This window comes from Stutzerimonas sp. LR2, from assembly GCF_055755175.1.
The window spans coordinates 126307-147594 of the sequence record NZ_JBVTRR010000002.1; the positions used below are offsets into that span (position 1 = coordinate 126307).

Consider the following 21288-nt stretch of genomic DNA (forward strand, 5'->3'; position numbering starts at 1 on the left):
TGGTGCGCTTTTGTTACCACAGCTTTTCCGCCTTTCCCTATCGGAGTTTTTCGCAAAACTTCCGTAGTTTTGCGTAAGAACGGCTCGACGCGCTGACCCTACATTCCGCTTCCCGACCTGGCTCATCGTCTTGTGCTGCATCATCAGCCCGGCCGTGGACTAGACCTATAAGCAGACACAACTCAAAAGAGGAGCGGCGCATGTTCAAGGCCGGTCACGTGCTGGATGGCGCCTTCGCCAACCAGACAGCAGCAGAATTCTTTCCCGCCATCAGCGCCAACTACAGCGTTGACGAGGCGGCCTATCTCACTGAACTGCTGCAGCTCGCCGATCCAGGCGAGGCAGGCATCGCCGCCATTCGCGAACGAGCGCGCACGCTGATCGAAGCCGTGCGCGCTCGTGACAACGCGGTCGACACCCTTGATGCGCTGCTGCGCCAGTACAGCCTCGATACCCAGGAAGGGCTGATGCTGATGTGCCTGGCCGAAGCGCTGCTGCGCGTACCGGACGCGGCGACCGCCGATGCGCTGATCCGCGACAAGCTCAATGCCGCTGAATGGGAGCGCCACCTGGGCCAGAGCGACAACGTGTTGGTCAACTTCGCTGCCTGGGGCCTGGTGATGACCGGCAAGGTGGTCGATCCGGAGACTGCCGACGGCCGGCCGAAGAACGTCATCGGCCGCCTGCTCAAGCGCTCCGGCGAGCCAGTGATCCGCGCCGCGATGAACCAGGCCATGAAGCTGATGGGCAAGCAGTTCGTGCTCGGTCGCACCATCGCAGAAGCCCTCAAGAACGGCCGACCGGAGCGGGAGAAGGGCTACACCTATTCCTTCGACATGCTCGGCGAGGCCGCGCTGACCGCTGAAGACGCCGCCAAGTACATGGCCGACTACCGCCAGGCCGTGGAAACCGTGGGCGCCGAGCCGCAGGTCGGGCCGGGGCCACGACCTTCGGTGTCGATCAAGCTGTCGGCGCTGCACCCGCGCTACGAAGTCGCTCAGCGCGATCGGGTGCTCAACGAGCTGTTCGCCAGCGTCCGCGAGCTAGCCATCCTGGCCCGCCGCCTGGATGTCGGTATCACTATCGATGCCGAGGAGGCCGACCGCCTGGAGCTGTCGCTCGAACTGTTCGAGAAGCTCATGCGTGATCCGGCTATCGCCGGCTGGGGCGAGTTCGGCCTGGTCATCCAGGCCTATTCCAAGCGCTGCCTGCCGGTGCTTGTCTGGCTGACACTGCTGGGCCGCGAGCTGGACGCGCGCATTCCGCTGCGCCTGGTCAAGGGCGCCTACTGGGACAGCGAGATCAAGCAGTGCCAGGTCCAGGGGCTGGACGGTTACCCGGTCTATACCCGCAAGGAAGGCACCGATACGTCTTACCTCGCCTGCGCCCGCTACCTGCTCTCCGAGCACACCCGCGGCGTGATCTACCCACAGTTCGCCAGCCACAACGCGCATACCGTCAGCTGCATCCTGGACATGGCCGAGCGGGCGGCGCAGCCGCGCGAATTCGAGTTTCAGCGCCTGCACGGCATGGGCGATGCGCTGTACGACACGGTGATCGAGAAGTACCGCAAGCACGTGCGCATCTATGCGCCGGTCGGCGCCCACAAGGACCTGCTGCCCTATCTGGTGCGCCGCCTGCTGGAGAACGGTGCCAACTCGTCCTTCGTCCATCAGCTGGTCGATCCGCGCGTGCCGGTCGAGTCGCTGATCGATCACCCGGTTAGCCAGCTGCGCAGGTTCGCCGCGCTGGGCAACCCGCGCATTCCGCTGCCGCCGGCCTTGTACGGCAATCGCAAGAACTCCCAAGGGATCAACATGAACATCCAACAACAATGGAACGAACTGGCCAGCGCCTATCAACCTTTCCTCGATCGTCAATGGCAGGCCGCGCCGGTGATCGGCGGGCAGACCCTGGCCGGTGCGCCGTCCGAGGTACGCTGCCCCTATGACCTGAACAAGGTCGTCGGCCAGGCCCAGTTCGCCAGCGCCGAGCAGGCACGCCAGGCGGTCGAGCGGCTGGCCGCCTACTGGCCGACCTGGAACGCGACACCCGTGGAGAACCGCGCGGCGGTGCTCGAGCGTCTCGGCGATCTGCTGGAAAAACACCGTGCCGAGCTGATGGCGCTGTGTACGGTGGAAGCCGGCAAGTCGCTGCAGGATGGCATCGACGAGGTGCGCGAGGCGGTGGATTTCTGCCGCTACTACGCCCAGCAGGCACGCCTGAAGCTCGGCCGCGAAGAGCTGAAAGGCCCGACCGGCGAGCGCAACGAGCTGTTCCATGAAGGCCGCGGCGTGTTCGTCTGCATCAGCCCGTGGAACTTCCCGCTGGCGATCTACCTCGGTCAGATCACCGCGGCCCTGGTGGCCGGCAACACTGTGCTGGCCAAGCCGGCCGAGCAGACCAGCCTGATCGCCGCCCGTGCGCTGCAGCTGATGTTCGAAGCCGGCCTGCCGAAGGAGGCAATCGCCTTCCTGCCGGGCGATGGCGCCACCCTGGGTGCTGTGTTCTGTCGCGATCCGCGGGTGGTCGGTGTGTGCTTCACCGGTTCCACCGACACGGCGCGCATCATCAATCGCCAGCTGGCCGAGAAGGAGGGCGCCATCGCCACGCTGATCGCCGAGACCGGCGGGCAGAACGCGATGATCGTCGACTCCACGGCGCTGCCCGAGCAGGTGATCAAGGACGCGGTCGGTTCGGCCTTCACCAGTGCCGGCCAGCGTTGCTCGGCGTTGCGCGTGCTTTACGTGCAGCGTGATATCGCCGACCGCGTTATCGAATTGCTCAAGGGTGCCATGGCCGAGCTGCGGGTGGGGCCGACCCATCTGCGTGAGAACGACATCGGCCCGGTGATCGATCAGGAGGCGCGCGAAGGCCTGCTGGCGCATATCCAGCAGCTCAAGAGCGAAGGGCGCTTGATCGCCGAAGCCCGATTGCCGGAGGGGCTCAACGGCCATTTCGTGGCGCCGGTGGCCTTCGAGATCGACGGCATCCACCAGCTGAAGAAGGAGCATTTCGGCCCCGTGCTGCATGTGGCGCGCTACGACGCGGCGGACCTGGAAAAGGTCGTCGCGGCGATCAATGGCACCGGCTACGGCCTGACGCTCGGTGTGCACAGCCGCAACGAGGAAACCGCCGAACGCATCGAGCGTCTGGCGCGGGTCGGCAACCTTTACGTCAACCGTAACCAGATCGGTGCGGTGGTGGGCGTGCAGCCGTTCGGTGGCTGTGGCCTGTCCGGCACCGGCCCGAAGGCGGGCGGCCCGAGCTACCTGCTGCGCTTCGCCAACGAGCGCACCACCTCGACCAACACCACGGCTGTGGGCGGCAACGCCTCGCTGCTGTCGCTCGGCGACGACTGAGCGGGTTGTTGACGCCCGCAGGGGCGTCGGCGTGTAACCGCGGGGGCTGGCTTCGGCCGCAACCCGCGCATGACATCAACCCGGCTGTCCCAGCAGCCGGCGTACAACAACAAATTGGACAGTTGGCGGACGCTCTTCCGCCACTGACGGGCCCGGTTTGGGCCTGTCGCCGGTGATGGCCGCTTTCGCCATCGCCCTCTGCCAAGGTGGCACGCGGGTTCGCTCGCGCTCCGCCGAACAACAACTAACGAGGGATTCACAATGAGCGTCAGTACACCCACGCTGATCACCTTTCTGATCTACATCGCCGCGATGATCCTGATCGGCTTCATCGCCTACCGCGCCACCAAGAACTTCTCCGACTACATCCTCGGCGGGCGCAGCCTCGGCAGCTTCGTCACCGCGTTGTCGGCGGGCGCCTCGGACATGAGCGGCTGGCTGCTGATGGGCCTGCCCGGCGCGATCTTCGTCGCCGGCCTGTCGGAAAGCTGGATCGCCATCGGCCTGATCATCGGCGCCTGGCTCAACTGGCTGTTCGTTGCCGGTCGCCTGCGCGTGCACACCGAGCACAACCACAACGCGCTGACCCTGCCGGACTATTTCTCGCACCGCTTCGAGGACGAGAGCCGCATGCTGCGGATCTTCTCCGCGCTGGTGATCCTGGTGTTCTTCACCATCTACTGCGCCTCGGGCGTGGTGGCGGGCGCGCGGCTGTTCGAGTCCACCTTCGGCATGCCCTACGAATACGCACTGTGGGTCGGCGCTGCGGCGACCATCCTTTACGTGTTCATCGGCGGCTTCCTGGCGGTGAGCTGGACCGACACCGTGCAGGCCACGCTGATGATCTTCGCGCTGCTGATCACGCCGCTGTTTGTCATCCTCGCCCTTGGTGACATGGGCACCGTGATGGCCACCATCGAGGCGCAGAACCCGGCCAACTTCGACATGTTCCGCGGGCTGTCCTTTGTCGCCATCATCTCGCTGCTGGCCTGGGGCCTGGGCTACTTCGGCCAGCCGCACATCCTGGTGCGCTTCATGGCCGCCGACTCGATCAAGACCATTCCCAACGCCCGTCGCATCGGCATGACCTGGATGATCCTGACGCTGGCCGGTGCCGTGGCGGTGGGTTTCCTCGGCATCGCCTACTTCGCCGATCACCCGGACCAGGCCGGTGCGGTGAGCCAGAACGGCGAGCGGGTGTTCATGGAGCTGGTGAAGATCCTGTTCAACCCCTGGGTGGCCGGCATCATCCTCTCCGGCGTGCTGGCGGCGGTGATGAGCACCCTCAGTGCGCAACTCTTGGTCAGCTCCAGTGCGCTGACCCAGGACTTCTACAAGGCCATGCTGCGCAAGCATGCCTCGCAGACCGAACTGGTGTGGGTCGGCCGCGGCATGGTGCTGCTGATCGCCCTGATTGCCATCGGCATCGCCTCCAACCCGGAGAGCAAGGTGCTGGGCTTGGTGTCCTATGCCTGGGCCGGCTTCGGTGCAGCGTTCGGTCCGGTGGTGCTGATCTCGCTGCTGTGGAAGCGCATGACCCGCAACGGCGCGCTGGCCGGCATGCTGGTGGGCGCGGTCACCGTGGTGGTGTGGAAGGAGTTCATCGGCCTGGGCCTGTACGAAATCATCCCGGGCTTCATCCTCGCCAGTATTGCCATCGTGGTGGTGAGCAAGCTGGGCGCCGACCCGGCGCCGAGCATCGTCAAGCGCTTCGAAGAGGCGGATGCGGATTACCACGCCGGTTGATGACCGGAGTGGGTGCGCGCTCGCTGCGCGAATAGAGGATGGCAAGGCAGGCCCCATTTGAGCCCGCCCGGATGGATCGCCACCGACTCGCAGAAAACCCCGGCTAGCCGGGGTTTTTGTTTTCTGGCCTGGGCCTAGTCGTCTGCCACCAGGTTGGAGCGATCGTCCACCGCGCCGGCGGCGATCAGATGTTCGGCTTCGTCCTCCGGCACATGGATGCTGGTGCCGTCGATGTTCATCACCGACATGCGTGCCTCTGGATCGGTGGTGATGCGCACGTCCATCAGGGCGCTGCGGTGCGTGTTGCCGTTGATGACCACGCAGCAGGTGCCGGTGGTGGTGTCGATGTCGACGGTCATGATCTACCTCCCGAAGCAATCCAGAGCCGCACGCGGCTCGCACGGCCTCTTCGTTTGGACCACGTACGAGTGGCATCGGTTGTGGCTGCCAGGGAAAAACAGACTGAAACGTTACGATATAACATGTTAGATTCTCGCCCCGCATGCCGGTGCTCGTGTCCCGATGCCGGCGCACAGCCTCTTCGGTTGCCTCGGAAGGCAACCGCCACTGTCTGGAGAATCACATGAAACTGAAGCGTCATCCCCTGGCCTGGGCGATCAGCCTGGCTCTGGTTCCGGCTGCCTGGGCCGCCGATCCGGTCGAACTGCAATCCGTCGTGGTCAGCGCCAGCGGCCTGGCCAAGCAGAGCCATGAGATGACCACCCCGGTCGCCGTGATGGAAAACGATGAGCTGGTGCTGCGCCGTGAAGCGACACTGGGCGAAACCCTGGAAAGCTTGCCGGGCGTGCGCTCCAGCAGCTTCGGCGCCGGCGCGGCACGTCCGGTGATCCGCGGGTTGGATGGCGCCCGGGTCAAGGTGCTGAGCGATGGCGTCGAGCTGCTCGACGCTTCCACCATCAGCCCCGACCACGCGGTGACCAGCGAGCCGTTGCTGGCCGAGCGCATCGAGGTGCTCAAGGGGCCGGCGACCCTGCTCTACGGTGGCGGCGCCATCGGCGGGGTAGTCAACGTGATCGACAAGAAGATACCCACCCGCGTCCCGGAGAAGGGCTACGAAGGCGAGCTGGAGCTACGCGCCAACAGCGCCGCCAACGAAGGTGCCGGGGTGTTCGGCATCACTGCCGGCAGCGGCAACTACGCCGTCCGCGCCGAGGGTACCAAGCGTCAGGCCGACCCCTATGAAATCCCCGGCTCGCCGAACAAGCAGGAAGGCTCCTACAACGACACCGACAGCTTCAACCTGGGCGCCAGCTTCATCGGCGAGCGTGGCTACATCGGCGCCGCCTACGGTGAGCAGAACAACCGCTACGGGCTGCTGGCCCACGAGCACGCCGATTGCCACACCCACGGCAGCGACTGGCATTGCGGCGGCCACGATGACGACGACCATGATCACGACCACGAACACGGCAGCGTGCCCTACGTCGACATGCGGCAGAAGCGCTGGGATCTGCGCGGCGAGCTGAGCGATCCGCTGCCGGGCTTTGAACTGGCACGGCTGCGTGTCGGCCACAGCGATTACCAGCACAAGGAGATCGAAGGCGGGGAAGTGGGCACTCGCTTCAACAACGACGCCACCGATGCCCGCCTGGAGCTGACCCATCAGCCGCTGTTCGGCTGGCGTGGCGTGCTCGGTGCACAGACCCTGCGTCGCGACTTCGAAGCCCTCGGCGAGGAGGCCTACGTGCCGCAGACGCTGACCCGCAACCACGGTCTGTTCCTGCTGGAGGAATACACCGCCGGCGCCTGGCGCTACGAACTCGGCCTGCGTCACGAATGGCAGGACATCGATGCCGATGGCCGCCCGGATACCGACCACAGCGGCACTTCGATGTCCGCCGGCGCGGTCTGGACCTTCGCTCCGCAATACTCGCTGGGCTTCTCGCTGACCCGTTCGCAGCGCCTGCCCAGTGCCGAGGAGCTCTACGCCAACGGCCCGCATGCGGCGACCCGCACCGTCGAGCTGGGTAACGTCGATCTGAAAGAGGAAACCTCCCACAACGCCGAGGTCACCCTGCGCAAGTTCGCCGGCCGTACCACCTTCAGCCTCAGCGTTTTCCGCAACGAGGTGGATGACTTCATCTATGCCGCCGACACCGGCAACGACATCGGCGGCGGTTACCGCGAGATCGAATACCGTCAGCAGGACGCCGTGCTCACCGGCGCGGAAGGGGAGGTGCGCTTCCAGGCCACCGACGCCACCGCGTTCACTCTGTTCGGCGACCACGTGCGCGGCAAGCTTCGCGGGGACGGTGGCGACCTGCCGCGCATTCCCGCCGATCGCCTCGGCGTGCGGTTGGACCAGAGCTTTACCCCGGCGCTCAATGGTCAACTGGAGTTCTATCGCGTGCAGCGTCAGGACGACCTGGCCGACTACGAAACCGAAACCGGCGGCTACAACATGCTCGGTGCCAGCCTCGGCTACAGCGGCTCGCTGAGCCAGACCGACTACCTGCTCTATCTCAAGGCGAACAACCTGCTGGACGAGAAGGCCCGTCAGCACACCTCGTTCATCAAGGATGAGGTGCTGTTGCCCGGTCGCAACCTGACCGTAGGCGTGCGCCTGGCGTTCTGACGGCACGGTGATCGCGCCAAAAGGGCTGGCGCCGTTTGCCGGCCCTTTTTCGTTATAGCAGTGGTGCTGGCGCGGCTGAAGAACCTGGCGGTCACGCGCACGCAGGCGGGCGACGCGCTATCCTTGCGCCCCTCGATGGTTCCGCGGCCGGGCTCGGCGGGCGGAGCGTCAGGACACACAAGGAAAACAAGTCCCATGAACGTCAGCACCCCTACTCTGATCACTTTCGTGGTCTACATCGCCGCGATGATCCTGATTGGTTTCATCGCCTACCGTGCCACCAAGAACTTCTCCGATTACATCCTCGGCGGGCGCAGCCTCGGCAGCTTCGTCACCGCGTTGTCGGCGGGCGCCTCGGACATGAGCGGCTGGCTGCTGATGGGCCTGCCCGGCGCGATCTTCGTCGCCGGCCTGTCGGAAAGCTGGATCGCCATCGGCCTAATCATCGGCGCCTGGCTCAACTGGCTGTTCGTCGCCGGTCGCCTGCGCGTGCACACCGAGCACAACCACAACGCGCTGACCCTGCCGGACTATTTCTCGCACCGCTTCGAGGACGAGAGCCGCATGCTGCGGATCTTCTCCGCACTGGTGATCCTGGTGTTCTTCACCATCTACTGCGCCTCGGGTGTGGTGGCCGGCGCGCGGCTGTTCGAGTCCACCTTCGGCATGCCCTACGAATACGCACTGTGGGTCGGCGCTGCGGCGACCATCCTTTACGTGTTCATCGGCGGCTTCCTGGCGGTGAGCTGGACCGACACCGTGCAGGCCACGCTGATGATCTTCGCGCTGCTGATCACGCCGTTGTTCGTCATCCTCGCCCTTGGTGACATGGGCACCGTGATGGCCACCATCGAGGCGCAGAACCCGGCCAACTTCGACATGTTCCGCGGGCTGTCCTTCGTCGCCATCATCTCGCTGCTGGCCTGGGGCCTGGGCTACTTCGGCCAGCCGCACATCCTGGTGCGCTTCATGGCCGCCGACTCGATCAAGACCATTCCCAACGCCCGTCGCATCGGCATGACCTGGATGATCCTGACGCTGGCCGGTGCCGTGGCGGTGGGTTTCCTCGGCATCGCCTACTTCGCCGATCACCCGGACCAGGCCGGTGCGGTGAGCCAGAACGGCGAGCGGGTGTTCATGGAGCTGGTGAAGATCCTGTTCAACCCTTGGGTGGCCGGCATCATCCTCTCCGGCGTGCTGGCGGCGGTGATGAGCACCCTCAGTGCGCAGCTCTTGGTCAGCTCCAGCGCGCTGACCCAGGACTTCTACAAGGCCATGCTGCGCAAGCATGCCTCGCAGACCGAACTGGTGTGGGTCGGCCGCGGCATGGTGCTGCTGATTGCCCTGATCGCCATCGGCATCGCCTCCAACCCGGAGAGCAAGGTGCTGGGTCTGGTGTCCTATGCCTGGGCCGGCTTCGGTGCAGCGTTCGGTCCGGTGGTGCTGATCTCGCTGCTGTGGAAGCGCATGACGCGCAACGGCGCGCTGGCCGGCATGCTGGTGGGCGCGGTCACCGTGGTGGTGTGGAAGGAGTTCATCGGCCTGGGCCTGTACGAAATCATCCCGGGCTTCATCCTCGCCAGTATTGCCATCGTGGTGGTGAGCAAGCTGGGCGCCGAGCCGGCGCCGAGCATCGTCAAGCGCTTCGAGGAAGCGGATGCGGATTACCACGCCGGTTGATGACCGGAGTGGGTGCGCGCGCGTGGTGGGCTGAAGCCCACCCTACAAAAAGCGGACGTGCACAGCCGTCATGCCAATCCTGCGTAGGGTGGGCTTCAGCCCACCGCTACGGTCGATCCGATTCAAGGCGTAATGCATCCCGCCCGGCCCTTCGCCAAATCTGCTCAATCCATCACCTCGGACAAATCGATCCGCCGCCAGCGCGCTTCGGCGAAGCTGTACACGGCGAAGGCCAGCAGGCCGACGCCGATTGCCAGCAGCAGCGCGCCACCGGCGGGCATGCCCTGCAGCGCTTCCAGCGCTTCCTTGAGGCCGGGTGGGTCGGTCGGTTCGTAACGGCTGCCACCCATGAACAGCAGCCCGGCAATGATCAGAAAGGAACAGCCACGTGCAGCCAGGCCGATACGCGAGACGGGCCGAACCAGGCGCATGGTGCCCTCGTCGCACTGGAAGTAGCGCTCGAAATGCGCGCGCCATGCTTTGATCAGGTGGGCGATGCCGACGCCGAGCGGGATCAGCGCGATCGCCCAGATCAGCCAGTGCGAATGTTTCAGGCCCAGCAGCCGCATCAGGCTGTCGGTGCTGTCGCTTCCGGAACCGCCGCCGCCCTCGGCGAAACGGTCCAGGCCGCTCACCAGCAGGCTCAGGGTGAACAGCGCGAGCAACAGATTCACCGCGCCGCTGCTGACCAGCCCCGTGCGTACCAGCAGGCCCTTGGCATCGCGGCCGTGCCGGTCGGTATCGCCGATGCCTTGTGTCAGGCGCCAGGCCACATGGGCCAGCAGGCCGATCACCACCAGCCAGAGCAGCACGGCACCGAAGGGCTGCCCGAGCAGCTGCTGCACGGCGCCGCGGGTGTCCACGGTGTCTCCCGAGCCCAGTGCGGCCATGACGGCGAAGAATCCGACGATCACATACACCAGGCCACGCGCTGCATAGCCGCTGCGCGCCAGCCAGACCACCCCGCGGGTCACGTTCATCGTTGTCCTCCGTAGGCCATCCACCCTTTCAGTAGATGCCCTCTTTGCGTCTCGGTTCGAACCTGCTGCGATATGGATGCACAGCGCCGTGACCCGCTGAGGCTACAATCGACCGGCACCGCCAACGGGGGCTCCGGTGAACATCGATAACCGAATCAAGTACCGTCATCTGCTCTGCTTTCTGGAAATATCCCGGCAGGGCAGTCTGGCGCGCGCCGCCGAAACGCTCGCGGTGAGCCAGCCAGCGATCTCCAAGACCTTGAAGGAACTCGAGGCGCTACTTGGCACCAGCCTGTTCGAGCGCAGCAAGACCGGCGTCAGCCTGACGGCCGCCGGCAGCGCCTTCCTGCGCTACGCCGGGCCGAGCGTGCAGGCGCTGCGTGAAGGCGTGCGCAGCCTGCGAGCGGGCGAGCATGAGGCCGGCATGGTGCGCCTGGGCGTGCTGTCCACGGTGGAAAGCGCGTTACTACCTGATGTGGTGCGTCGGCTGCATGCCCAGCATGCGGCGCTGGTGGTGAGCGTTGCCACGGGGCCGGGCGCATACCTGCTGGGCCAGCTGCGCAGCGGCGAGCTGGACCTGGTGATCGGCCGGGTCACCGACAATCCGCAGATCGAGGGGCTCAGTTTCGAGCACCTCTATAGCGAGTCCATGACGCTGGTGGTGCGCCCGGACCATGCACTGCTAGGCGCCGGCGCCGGCGCCGGGCAGCTGGGCGATTATCCGGTGGTGCTGCCGCTGGCCGGCACCAGCATCCGGCGCTCGGCGGACAGCCTGTTCATGCAGCTGGGCATCGGTGCGCCGCCGCGCCGCCTGGAAACGCTGTCCGTCGCGTTGAGCCGTCGCTACGTGCTCGACAGCGATGCCGTCTGGGTTGCGCCACTGGATGCGGTGCGCCAGGACCTCGCGTGCGGAGAGCTGGTGGAGCTGGATCTGGGTTTGAAGGAGCCCGGCGGCTCGGTGGGCATTTGCAGCAACCCATCGCTACCGCCCACTCTGGCCATGCAGTGGTGCTGCGAGGCGCTGCGTGAAGCAGCGGTAGTTTACCGCAATCCATAACCCCTGGGTTATGGATCGGCCCGTTCTTTTCAATTTCAGCCTGCGGCAGGCTGTCGCACACTGGCTCCGCCTTGAAGGCTTCGTGCCCAACGACAAGAAAGGAGCCCGCCATGTCCGAACCGGACACCCGCCTGTTCGTCGCCCGTGATCGCACCTGGCATCCGGCGGCGCTGACGCCCGACTACAAGACCTCCGTAGCCCGGTCGCCACGTCAGGCGCTGATCAGCATCCCCGCATCGCTGTCCGAAACCACCGGCCCGGATTTCTCGCACCTGAAGTTCGGCGAGCATGACAATGATCTGCTGCTCAACTTCAACCATGGTGGCTTGCCCATCGGCGAGCGGATCATCGTCTCCGGGCGGGTCATGGACCAGTACGGCAAGCCGATTTCCAACACCCTGGTGGAGATGTGGCAGGCCAATGCCGGCGGGCGCTACCGGCACAAGAACGATCGCTATGTGGCGCCGCTCGACCCGAACTTTGGCGGTGTCGGTCGTACGCTGACCGATAGCGAAGGCAACTACATCTTTCGCACGATCAAGCCGGGTCCGTATCCCTGGCGCAACGGGCCGAACGACTGGCGGCCCTCGCACATCCACGTCTCGGTCAGCGGCCCGTCGATCTCCACGCGGTTGATCACCCAGCTGTATTTCGAAGGCGACCCGCTGATTCCGCTGTGCCCGATCGTCAAGACCATCGCCAACCCCGCCGCGGTGCAGACGCTGATCGCCAGGCTCGACATGGGCAACGCCAATCCCATGGATTGCCTGGCCTATCGCTTCGACATCGTGCTGCGCGGGCAGCGCAAGACCCATTTCGAGAACCGCTGAGGAGGCTCTGACATGCCCGTTGAACTGCTGCCGGAGACCCCCTCGCAGACGGCCGGCCCCTATGTGCACATCGGCCTGGCGCCGGCTGCCGCCGGCAACCCGACCCGCGAACAGGAAATCTGGAACGAGATGGCCAGGCCGGACGCGTCAGGTGAGCACATTCTGCTGCTGGGCAGCGTCTACGATGGCAGCGGCCATCTGGTGCGCGATTCGTTTCTCGAGTTCTGGCAGGCCGACAGCACCGGCCGGTATCAGCCGCGTTTCGATCCGGAGCAGTCGTTCAACAGCTTCGGCCGTACCGCCACCACCTTCGATGCCGGCGAGTGGACCCTTCGTACGGTCAAGCCGGGTGTGGTGAAGAGCCGTGCCGGGATACCGATGGCGCCGCACATCAACGTGTCGCTGTTCGCCCGCGGGATCAACATCCACCTGCACACGCGCATCTACTTCGATGATGAGGCGCAGGCCAATGCCACCGATCCGGTGCTGAACCTGATCGAATGGACCCATCGGCGCGAGACCCTGATCGCCCGACGCTGCGAGGTCGACGGCAAACTGGCGTATCGTTTCGACATTCATCTCCAGGGCGAGGCGGAAACGGTTTTCTTTGACTTCTGAGCTCAGCGCCGTCGCGGGCGTAACCAGCGAGCGGGTTGCCCCGCATATCCAGCAACGGTTTGCCGATGCCTTGCAGGCCCGTGGCTACCGCGCCGACCCGGCACAGCAGCGCGCGATCGACCAGCTCGCCGGCTGGCTCGAGCGCTGGCTGCGTGGCCGCGGCAGCTGGTTGCGCGCGCCGTCCTCCGGCGTCTACCTGTGGGGCGGCGTCGGCCGCGGCAAGAGCTTCGTCATGGACGCCTTCTTTGCTGCAGCCCCGGTGACGAGCAAGCGCCGCGTGCATTTCCATGCCTTTCTCCACGAGGTGCAGCTGCGCCTGCAGGAGATCGCCGGCCAGCCCGATCCGCTGCGGCTGATCGCCGCCGAGATCGCCGGGCAGAGCCGGCTGCTGTGCTTCGACGAATTCCATGTACATGACATCGGCGACGCCATGCTGCTCGGTCGGCTGCTGCAGCACCTGGTGCAGGCCGGTGTCGGGCTGGTGTGCACGTCTAACTATCCACCGGCCGGGCTGTGCCCCAATCCGCTGTATCGCGACCGGTTCAAGCCGGCCATCGCGCTGCTCGAGCGGCGCTTCCAGGTGCTGCAACTCGATGGCGGTGAGGATTACCGTCTGCGCGGCGACTACCGATCGGGAGATTACGCGGTCGCGCCGGAGTCGGAGCAGGGCGCCCGGGTCGCCGCGCTGCTGCCCCTGAGCGAGGCTGCCGAGCACGATCTGATGCTGGAGGTGAACCGTCGTCCGCTGCCGCTGCTGGCCCGCGAGGCAGAGCGCGGCTGGCTGCATTTCGACACGCTGTGCCGCGAACCACGCGCCAGCGCCGACTTCCTCTGGCTGGCCGAAGAGTTCCATGCGCTGGCGTTGTCCGGGGTGCCTCCGCTCGACGGACAGGGCATCGACGTGCAACAGCGCTTTCTCAACCTGGTGGACATTCTCTACGACCACGGCAACCGGCTGCTGCTGGTGAGCGACATGCCGTTGTCGGCGCTGCTGAGCGAAAGCGCCCACGTGGATTTCTCCCGCACCCGCAGCCGGTTACAGCAGTTGCGCTTGCTGCCACCGGGCGATGCCCCGACCGCCTGACGAGACTTCCGTGCTCGCGATCCTCGGGATTACCGCGCCCATCTTCATCCTCGTTGGTATCGGCTTTCTCGCCTGTCGCAGCGAGCTGATCAGCCGCGAGCAGGCGGCGGGCATGGGGCGCTTCGTCATCACCTTCGCGCTGCCGGCGCTGGTGATCAAGGCGCTGATCGACCAGCCGCTGGAGCAGGTGCTGAACTGGAACTACCTGTGCGCCTATGGCCTGGGCTCGCTGGCGTCCTTCGCCCTGGGCTACGGCATCTCACGCCGCGTGCGGGGCGACAGCCTGAGCGGCAGCGCGTTGGCGGGACTCGGCAGTTCGGTCTCCAACAGCGGGTTCGTCGGCTATCCGATCGTGGTGATGGTGGTCGGCTCGCCGGCCGCGGTGGCGCTCGCGCTGGGCATGATGATCGAGAACCTGCTGATGATTCCGCTGGCGCTGACGCTGGCCGAACTCGGACGGCAATCGGACGCGAGCGTCTGGCGAGCACTGAGCGGCACGCTGAAAAGCCTGGTACGCCACCCGGTGCTGATCGCGATCACGCTGGGATTGACGCTGGCGGTGCTCGGGCTGCGCCCGCCGGCCGTCATGATGCGGGTCATCGACATGCTGGCGCTGGCCTCCGCACCGGTGGCGCTGTTCGTCATTGGTGCCAGCCTCAACGGCCTGCGCGTCGGCGCACTGTATACCGACATGGCGCAGCTGGCAGTGGGCAAGTTGCTGCTGCATCCGCTGCTGGTGATGGGGTGCTTCCTGCTGTTTCCGGTGAACGATCCGGAGCTACGCCTGGCCGGCATCCTCATGGCGGCGGCGCCGATGCTGAGCATCTACCCGATCCTTGGCGCACGCTACGGCCTGGAAGGACGCTGCGCGGCCGCCGTGGTCAGCGCGACGGTGCTGTCCTTCCTGTCGATCAGCCTGTTTCTCTGGCTGCTGCACTAAAGCCGCATTGGCGATTATCGGTCACCGTGTCGATAATCGCCCTACATCAGCTGTCCGGGGTTTCCGCCATGACCGACGAATCGCGCGTTCACCAACCACCGATGGCACCGCCCATCGTCGCTTCGCCTGCCAAGCGCATCGAGGCACTGACCGGCGATCCCAACTTCATGACGTCGCTGGCCCGTGGCCTGGCGGTGATCCATGCGTTCCAGGAGCGCAAGCGTCACCTGACCATCGCGCAGATCAGCCACCGCACCGAAATCCCCCGCGCCGCCGTGCGCCGCTGCCTGCATACGCTGATGAAGCTCGGCTATGTCACTACCGACGGCCGCACCTATTCGCTGCTGCCGAAGGTGTTGACGCTGGGGCACGCCTACCTGTCCTCCACACCGCTGGCGATGACCGCGCAGCCGATCCTCGACCGCCTCAGTGAACAGCTGCACGAGGCCTGTTCGATGGCCACGCTGGAGGGTGACGAGGTGCTCTATGTCGCCCGTTCCGCCACGCCGCAGCGGCTGATCTCGGTGGATCTGTCGGTGGGCAGCCGGCTGCCGGCGTACTGCACGTCCATGGGCCGTATCCTGCTGGCCGCGCTGGACGATGCAGCCCTCGACGAATACCTCGAACGCGCCGACTTGCAGGTCAAGACCAGCCGTACCCTGCATACGGCCGAGGCCCTGCGGCAGAACATCGCCGAGATTCGCCACCAGGGCTGGGTGATCATCGATCAGGAGCTGGAAGTGGGCCTGCGCTCGCTGGCGGTGCCGCTGAAGGATTCCGCCGGGCAGGTGCTGGCGGCACTCAACGTCGGCACCCATGCCGGCCGCGTTTCGCGCCAGGAACTGGAAACGCGCTTCCTGCCAGTGTTGCTGGAAGCCAGCCGTGAACTGAGCACGCGGCTGTTCCACTGAAGATACGGACCGCCTAGTCGAAATGCCGGGGAAGGAGGCCAGGCGGACGTTGCAGATAAAAACGGGGATGGCATGCTAATCCGTTCGATAATCGAACGCTATGTCGATTATCGGATTGTGGCCCGGGAGTTGGACCGTTACCGTTTTCACAACGCAATCAGCGTACCGAAAACAACACGAGATTCGACTCATGGCTGAACTCCTTACGCTCCGCGAAGCCGTCGAGCGCTTTATCCAGGACGGTGACACGGTTGCCCTGGAAGGCTTTACCCACCTTATTCCCACCGCCGCGGCCCACGAGATCGTGCGTCAGGGCCGCAAGGACCTGACCCTGGTACGCATGACCCCGGACCTGGTCTACGACCTGTTGATCGGCGCCGGCTGCGCGAGGAAGCTGGTCTTCTCCTGGGGCGGCAACCCCGGGGTCGGCTCGCTGCACCGCCTGCGCGACGCGGTGGAGAAGGGCTGGCCGCAGCCGCTGGAGATCGAGGAGCACAGTCACGCGGATCTCGCCAACGCTTACGTCGCCGGTGCTTCCGGCCTGCCATTCGCTGTGCTGCGGGCCTACGCCGGCTCCGACCTGCCCAAGGTCAACCCGCTGATCAAATCGGTTACCTGCCCGTTCACTGGCGAGGTGCTGGCTGCAGTGCCTTCGGTACGCCCGGATGTCACCGTGATCCACGCGCAGAAGGCCGACCGCAAGGGCAACGTGCTGATCCAGGGCATCCTCGGCGTGCAGAAGGAGGCCGCCCTGGCCGCCAAACGCTGCATCGTGACCGTCGAGGAAATCGTCGACGACCTCAATGCGCCGATGAACGCCTGTGTGCTGCCCACCTGGGCGCTGACTGCGGTCTGCCTCGTCCCGGGCGGTGCGCATCCGTCCTATGCCCATGGCTACTACGAGCGCGACAACCGCTTCTATCAGGCCTGGGACCCGATCGCCCGCGACCGCGAGGCGTTCAGCGCCTGGGTCGACACCTACATCCGTGGCACCGAAGACTTCGCCGAATTCCAGCGCAAGCTGGCCCAGCAGCAGGAGGCCAACTGATGAGCGCCTACAGCACCAATGAAATGATGACCGTGGCCGCCGCCCGCCGCCTCGGTAACGGCAGCGTCTGTTTCGTCGGCATCGGCCTGCCATCGAAGGCCGCCAACCTGGCGCGCCTGACCCATGCACCTGAAGTCGTGCTGATCTACGAATCCGGCCCGATCGGTGCCAAGCCGTCCGTGCTGCCGCTGTCCATCGGCGACGGCGAACTGGCCGAGACCGCAGACACTGTGGTGCCCACCGGCGAGATCTTCCGCTACTGGCTGCAGGGAGGACGCATTGATGTGGGCTTTCTCGGCGCGGCACAGGTGGACAAGTACGGCAACATCAACACCACTGTGATCGGTGATTACCACAAGCCCAAGGTACGCCTGCCCGGCGCCGGCGGCGCGCCGGAGATCGCCGGTAGCGCCAAGGAGGTGCTGATCATCCTCAAGCAGTCGCATCGCACCTTCGTCGACAAGCTGGCCTTCATCACCTCCGTCGGCTTCGGCGAGGGCGGCGAGCACCGCAAGCAACTGGGGCTGCCTGGCAAGGGCCCGGTGGCGATCATCACTGACCTGTGCATCATGGAACCGGAGGTCGGCACCCACGAGTTCGTCGTCACCGCGCTGCACCCAGGCGTGACGCGCGAGCAGGTCGTCGAGAACACCGGCTGGGCGATCCGTTTCGCCGAGCAGGTAACCACCACCGAGGCGCCGCGTGCCGAGGAGCTTCAGGCGCTGCGCGCCCTGGAGGCCCGCACCGCCGCCGCCCACGGTCAGCCAGGAGGTGAGGAATGAGCCGCGACGTATTCATCTGCGATGCCGTACGAACGCCCATCGGCCGCTTCGGCGGCGCGCTGGCGGGCGTGCGAGCCGACGACCTGGCGGCGATTCCGCTCAAGGCGTTGCTCGAACGCAACCCCGGTCTCGACCCGGCGGCGGTCGATGAAGTCTTCATGGGTAGCGCCAACCAGGCCGGCGAGGACAACCGCAATGTCGCACGCATGTCCGCGCTGCTTGCCGGGCTGCCGGAGACGGTTCCGGGCGTGACGCTCAACCGTCTCTGCGCCTCGGGTATGGACGCGGTGGGCACCGCTTTTCGCGCCATCGCTTGCGGCGAACTGGAGCTGGCCATCGCCGGCGGCGTCGAGTCCATGTCCCGCGCGCCCTATGTGATGGGCAAGGCCGACAGCGCATTCGGCCGCAGCCAGAAGATCGAGGACACGACCATCGGCTGGCGTTTCATCAACCCGAAGATGAAGGACATGTATGGCGTGGATGCCATGCCGCAGACCGCCGACAACGTCGCCGACGAGTGGGGCATCAGTCGCGAGGATCAGGACGCCTTTGCCCTGCGCAGCCAGCAGCGCACCGCTGCCGCGCAGCAAGCCGGTTTCTTTGCCGAGGAGATCGTCCCGGTGGTGATCAAGGGCAGGAAGGGCGACACGGTGATCGATACCGATGAGCACCCGCGTGCCGATACCACGGCCGAGGCCCTGGCGAGGCTCAAGCCGGTCAATGGCGAAGGCAAGACGGTCACCGCCGGCAACGCCTCGGGCGTCAACGACGGCGCGGCGGCGATGATTCTCGCCAGCGCCGAGGCGGTGCAGAAGTACGGCCTCAAGCCGCGCGCCCGGGTGCTCGGCATGGCCAGTGCCGGCGTTGCCCCGCGCATCATGGGTTATGGTCCGGTGCCGGCGGTGAAGAAGTTGTGCGAGCGGCTGAAGCTGGCCGTCAGCGATTTCGACGTCATCGAACTCAACGAGGCTTTCGCCGCTCAGGGCCTGGCCGTCACGCGTGATCTCGGGTTGGCGGATGACGATGCCCGTGTGAATCCCAACGGTGGCGCCATCGCCCTCGGCCATCCGCTGGGGATGAGCGGCGCGCGGCTGGTACTGACAACGGTCCATCAACTGGAGAAATCCGGCGGCAAGCTGGGCCTGGCGACCATGTGCGTCGGGGTCGGCCAGGGGGTGGCGCTGGTGGTGGAGCGGGTCTGACAGGTCGCGGTAGCTTGGCCTGTGAATGGGCGAGGGTGGATGGGCTGAACTCGCCCTGCGACATGGCAGGTGGCAATCCGGCAGGTTGGGCTGCAGCCCACCAACCCCGGCATCCTCGCCGAGCGACGTTCACACCGGTGCCCGGATATGTTCATCCAGCGGTGGGCGCGAGCAGGCATTTGGACCACACTGATCCGTCGATCGAACAACAAGGAATCGGGTTTTGAACCGGCCGAGCAACCAACTCTTCGATGTCTATTTCACCAGCGCCCCGATGCGTGACGTGTTTTCCGACCGCGGCCGTGTGCAGGGCATGCTGGATTTCGAGGCGGCGCTGGCCCGGGCCGAAGCGCGGACCGGGGTGATCCCCGCCACTGCGGTCGACGCCATCGAGGCGGCCTGCCATGCCGAGCACTACGACCTGTGCGCACTGGCCGAGGCGGTCGCAACGGCCGGCAATTCGGCGATTCCGCTGGTCAAGGCGCTCGGCCGGCAGGTTGCGGCCAACGACCCGGATGCCGAGAAATACGTGCACCTGGGCGCCACCAGCCAGGATGCCATGGACAGCGGGCTGGTCCTGCAGCTGCGTCAGGCCCTCGCGCTGCTCGAGACGGACCTGCGCCGTCTCGGCGACGCGCTGGCCGACCAGGCCGCGCGCCATGCCGAGATCCCGATGGCCGGGCGTACCTGGCTGCAGCATGCCACCCCGGTAACCCTCGGCATGAAGATCGCCGGCTGGCTCGGTGCCGTGACCCGTCATCGCCAGCGGCTCGCCGAACTCAGACCGCGGCTCCTGTGCCTCCAGTTCGGTGGTGCCTCCGGCTCGCTGGCTGCGCTCGGCGAGCAGGCCTGGCCGGTTTCCGAGGCATTGGCCGGTGAACTAGGGCTCAATCTGCCCGACCAGCCCTGGCATACCCAGCGCGATCGCCTGGTGGAGTTCGCCAGCCTGCTTGGCTTGATCGCCGGCAGCCTGGGCAAGCTCGGCCGCGACCTGGCCCTGCTGATGCAGACCGACGTCGGCGAGGTCTTCGAACCCGCCGCGCCGGGCAAGGGCGGTTCCTCGACCATGCCGCACAAACGCAACCCGGTCGGCTGCGCGGTGATAATCGCCGCCGCCACCCGGGCGCCGGGGCTGGTGGCTACCATGCTGTCGGCGCTGCCGCAGGAACACGAGCGCAGCCTCGGTCTCTGGCACGCCGAATGGGAAACCTTGCCGGAACTCTGTTGCCTGGTTTCCGGCGCCCTGAGCCAGGCGCTGATTGCCGTCCCGGCGCTGGAGGTGGACGGCGAACGGCTACGCGGCAACCTGGAGTTGACCCGCGGGCTGGTGCTGGCTGAGGCGATAAGCATCGCCCTGGCGCAGCGCGTCGGTCGCGAGAAAGCCCACGAACTGGTCGAGCAGTGCTGCAAGCAGGCCGTGGCCGAGGGCCGCCACCTGCGCGGTGTGCTGCGCGACAGTCCCGAGGTCAGCAGCCGATTCAACGATGCCGAACTGGATCGCCTGCTCGATCCGGCCAACTATCTGGGCCAGGCGCGCCGCTGGGTCGAGCGCGCCGTGGCCGAACACCATGCCCTGAACGAGTGAGAACGACGATGCCGAGCGTACAACTGGCCGATGTCAGCCTGAACTACCGATTCGACGGCCCGGAAAGCGCGCCTGTGCTGGTGCTTTCCAATTCCCTGGGCACCGACCTGCACATGTGGGACGCGCAGATTCCGGCCTTCGCCGAGCATTTCCGCGTGCTGCGCTACGACACCCGCGGCCATGGCGCTTCGGGCGTCACGCCGGGGCCATACAGCATCGAGCAGCTGGGCCATGACGTGCTCGGTATGCTCGCTGCATTCGGCATCGAGCGCTTCTCCTTCTGCGGGCTGTCCATGGGCGGACTGATCGGCCAGTGGCTGGGTATCCATGCCGCGGACCGCCTCGAGCGCCTGGTGCTGTGCAATACCGGGGCGAAAATCGGTACCGACGAGGTCTGGAACGCGCGCATCGAGGGCGTGCTGACCGGCCGTGAGCAGGCCATGCGCGACATGCGCGATGCCTCCATCGCGCGCTGGTTCACGTCGGCCTTCGCCCAGGCCAACCCGGCGGTGGCGGCGCGTATCACCGAGATGATCGCCAGCACCGCGCCGGATGGCTACGCGGCCAACTGCGCGGCGGTGCGCGATGCCGATTTTCGCGAGCAGCTGGGTGCGATCAAGGCGCCGACCCTGGTGGTCTGCGGCACACAGGACCCGGTCACGACGGTAGAGCATGGCCAGTTCATGGAGCAGCGCATCGCCGGCGCCAAGCGGGTGGATTTCGACGCGGCGCACCTGTCCAACGTTGAGGCGGGCGAGGTCTTCACCCGGGCCGTGCTGGATTTTCTTCGAGGCTGAGCGCTGGTCGTTCAGTCCACCGCAACCTCTAAACACTGCTTATCTCGGCGGACCGGCCTCAGTCGCCGGC

General features: G+C 66.0%; 17 protein-coding genes. 15 read left to right on the plus strand and 2 right to left on the minus strand.

The genetic code is table 11. The annotated features are described in order from the left end of the window. Positions 1-200 precede the first annotated feature (200 nt). Both putA and putP (ACVRRC_RS06940) read left to right on the plus strand, forming a co-directional pair. Entirely contained in the window at positions 201-3362 is a 3162-nt protein-coding gene (gene putA, locus ACVRRC_RS06935; RefSeq protein WP_472996787.1) for a bifunctional proline dehydrogenase/L-glutamate gamma-semialdehyde dehydrogenase PutA, read from the plus strand. A 261-nt stretch (positions 3363-3623) separates the two neighbouring features. Continuing rightward, positions 3624-5108 (plus strand): sodium/proline symporter PutP, encoded by a 1485-nt coding sequence (putP, locus tag ACVRRC_RS06940; RefSeq protein WP_472996788.1) that lies wholly within the window; start codon positions 3624-3626, stop codon positions 5106-5108. A 134-nt stretch (positions 5109-5242) separates the two neighbouring features. On the opposite strand, the gene ACVRRC_RS06945 is transcribed toward putP (ACVRRC_RS06940), so the two are convergent. Further along, positions 5243-5467 carry a DUF3203 family protein gene (locus tag ACVRRC_RS06945; protein WP_011912425.1) on the minus strand — a complete coding sequence of 75 codons (225 nt, stop codon included), beginning with the start codon at positions 5465-5467 and terminating at the stop codon, positions 5243-5245. A gap of 224 nt (positions 5468-5691) precedes the next feature. On the opposite strand from ACVRRC_RS06945, the gene ACVRRC_RS06950 reads away from it, so the two are divergent. Both ACVRRC_RS06950 and putP (ACVRRC_RS06955) read left to right on the plus strand, forming a co-directional pair. Beyond that, positions 5692-7704 carry a TonB-dependent receptor gene (locus tag ACVRRC_RS06950; RefSeq protein ID WP_239329985.1) on the plus strand — a complete coding sequence of 671 codons (2013 nt, stop codon included), beginning with the start codon at positions 5692-5694 and terminating at the stop codon, positions 7702-7704. Between the two features lie 195 nt (positions 7705-7899). Next, positions 7900-9384 carry a sodium/proline symporter PutP gene (putP, locus tag ACVRRC_RS06955; RefSeq protein WP_014596058.1) on the plus strand — a complete coding sequence of 495 codons (1485 nt, stop codon included), beginning with the start codon at positions 7900-7902 and terminating at the stop codon, positions 9382-9384. A 164-nt stretch (positions 9385-9548) separates the two neighbouring features. Here putP (ACVRRC_RS06955) and ACVRRC_RS06960 read toward each other — a convergent pair whose 3' ends face one another. Next, a complete protein-coding gene (locus ACVRRC_RS06960) occupies positions 9549-10364 on the minus strand; it encodes a DUF1206 domain-containing protein (protein ID WP_019406456.1) in 816 nt (271 codons plus the stop codon). Between the two features lie 136 nt (positions 10365-10500). Here ACVRRC_RS06960 and pcaQ point away from each other — a divergent pair, with 136 nt between their 5' ends. The 11 genes from pcaQ to pcaD all read left to right on the plus strand — a co-directional run bounded on the left by pcaQ (position 10501) and on the right by pcaD (position 21218). Beyond that, positions 10501-11421 carry a pca operon transcription factor PcaQ gene (gene pcaQ / locus ACVRRC_RS06965; protein WP_472996789.1) on the plus strand — a complete coding sequence of 307 codons (921 nt, stop codon included), beginning with the start codon at positions 10501-10503 and terminating at the stop codon, positions 11419-11421. A gap of 110 nt (positions 11422-11531) precedes the next feature. Further along, positions 11532-12251, plus strand: a complete 720-nt coding sequence (pcaH, locus tag ACVRRC_RS06970; RefSeq protein ID WP_019406454.1) for a protocatechuate 3,4-dioxygenase subunit beta — start codon at positions 11532-11534, stop codon at positions 12249-12251. A gap of 12 nt (positions 12252-12263) precedes the next feature. After that, entirely contained in the window at positions 12264-12869 is a 606-nt protein-coding gene (gene pcaG / locus ACVRRC_RS06975) for a protocatechuate 3,4-dioxygenase subunit alpha (protein ID WP_048328705.1), read from the plus strand. Then, on the plus strand, positions 12859-13953 hold the full coding sequence (zapE, locus tag ACVRRC_RS06980; RefSeq protein ID WP_472996790.1) for a cell division protein ZapE: 1095 nt from the start codon (positions 12859-12861) through the stop codon (positions 13951-13953). The genes pcaG and zapE overlap by 11 nt, the downstream gene beginning before the upstream one ends. Positions 13954-13963: 10 nt before the next feature. Continuing rightward, the gene (locus tag ACVRRC_RS06985) at positions 13964-14893 is read left to right on the plus strand and encodes an AEC family transporter (protein WP_061374119.1); all 930 of its coding nucleotides are present in this window, start codon (positions 13964-13966) and stop codon (positions 14891-14893) included. A gap of 68 nt (positions 14894-14961) precedes the next feature. Next, positions 14962-15804: an IclR family transcriptional regulator domain-containing protein gene (locus ACVRRC_RS06990; protein WP_019406450.1), complete on the plus strand. Its 843-nt coding sequence runs from the start codon at positions 14962-14964 to the stop codon at positions 15802-15804. Between the two features lie 190 nt (positions 15805-15994). Then, positions 15995-16852, plus strand: a complete 858-nt coding sequence (locus ACVRRC_RS06995; protein ID WP_020308029.1) for a CoA transferase subunit A — start codon at positions 15995-15997, stop codon at positions 16850-16852. Further along, positions 16852-17634 (plus strand): CoA-transferase subunit beta, encoded by a 783-nt coding sequence (locus tag ACVRRC_RS07000; RefSeq protein ID WP_011912436.1) that lies wholly within the window; start codon positions 16852-16854, stop codon positions 17632-17634. Before ACVRRC_RS06995 ends, ACVRRC_RS07000 begins: the two co-directional genes overlap by 1 nt. Then, positions 17631-18836: a 3-oxoadipyl-CoA thiolase gene (gene pcaF / locus ACVRRC_RS07005; protein WP_472996791.1), complete on the plus strand. Its 1206-nt coding sequence runs from the start codon at positions 17631-17633 to the stop codon at positions 18834-18836. Before ACVRRC_RS07000 ends, pcaF begins: the two co-directional genes overlap by 4 nt. 223 nt (positions 18837-19059) lie before the next feature. Further along, positions 19060-20421: a 3-carboxy-cis,cis-muconate cycloisomerase gene (locus ACVRRC_RS07010; protein ID WP_106442929.1), complete on the plus strand. Its 1362-nt coding sequence runs from the start codon at positions 19060-19062 to the stop codon at positions 20419-20421. 8 nt (positions 20422-20429) lie between these two features. Continuing rightward, a complete protein-coding gene (gene pcaD, locus ACVRRC_RS07015) occupies positions 20430-21218 on the plus strand; it encodes a 3-oxoadipate enol-lactonase (RefSeq protein ID WP_014596068.1) in 789 nt (262 codons plus the stop codon). Positions 21219-21288: the final 70 nt, after the last annotated feature.

What these genes read in the sequence shown, in the direction of transcription:
- ACVRRC_RS06950 (WP_239329985.1), top strand. Translation starts at nt 5,692, where the DNA reads ATGAAACTGAAGCGTCATCCCCTGGCCTGGGCGATCAGCCTGGCTCTG.
- putA (WP_472996787.1), top strand. Translation starts at nt 201, where the DNA reads ATGTTCAAGGCCGGTCACGTGCTGGATGGCGCCTTCGCCAACCAGACA.
- pcaH (WP_019406454.1), top strand. Translation starts at nt 11,532, where the DNA reads ATGTCCGAACCGGACACCCGCCTGTTCGTCGCCCGTGATCGCACCTGG.
- ACVRRC_RS06995 (WP_020308029.1), top strand. Translation starts at nt 15,995, where the DNA reads ATGGCTGAACTCCTTACGCTCCGCGAAGCCGTCGAGCGCTTTATCCAG.
- putP (WP_472996788.1), top strand. Translation starts at nt 3,624, where the DNA reads ATGAGCGTCAGTACACCCACGCTGATCACCTTTCTGATCTACATCGCC.
- pcaF (WP_472996791.1), top strand. Translation starts at nt 17,631, where the DNA reads ATGAGCCGCGACGTATTCATCTGCGATGCCGTACGAACGCCCATCGGC.
- ACVRRC_RS06990 (WP_019406450.1), top strand. Translation starts at nt 14,962, where the DNA reads ATGACCGACGAATCGCGCGTTCACCAACCACCGATGGCACCGCCCATC.
- putP (WP_014596058.1), top strand. Translation starts at nt 7,900, where the DNA reads ATGAACGTCAGCACCCCTACTCTGATCACTTTCGTGGTCTACATCGCC.
- ACVRRC_RS06945 (WP_011912425.1), bottom strand. Translation starts at nt 5,467, where the DNA reads ATGACCGTCGACATCGACACCACCACCGGCACCTGCTGCGTGGTCATC.
- ACVRRC_RS07000 (WP_011912436.1), top strand. Translation starts at nt 16,852, where the DNA reads ATGAGCGCCTACAGCACCAATGAAATGATGACCGTGGCCGCCGCCCGC.
- pcaD (WP_014596068.1), top strand. Translation starts at nt 20,430, where the DNA reads ATGCCGAGCGTACAACTGGCCGATGTCAGCCTGAACTACCGATTCGAC.
- pcaG (WP_048328705.1), top strand. Translation starts at nt 12,264, where the DNA reads ATGCCCGTTGAACTGCTGCCGGAGACCCCCTCGCAGACGGCCGGCCCC.
- ACVRRC_RS06960 (WP_019406456.1), bottom strand. Translation starts at nt 10,364, where the DNA reads ATGAACGTGACCCGCGGGGTGGTCTGGCTGGCGCGCAGCGGCTATGCA.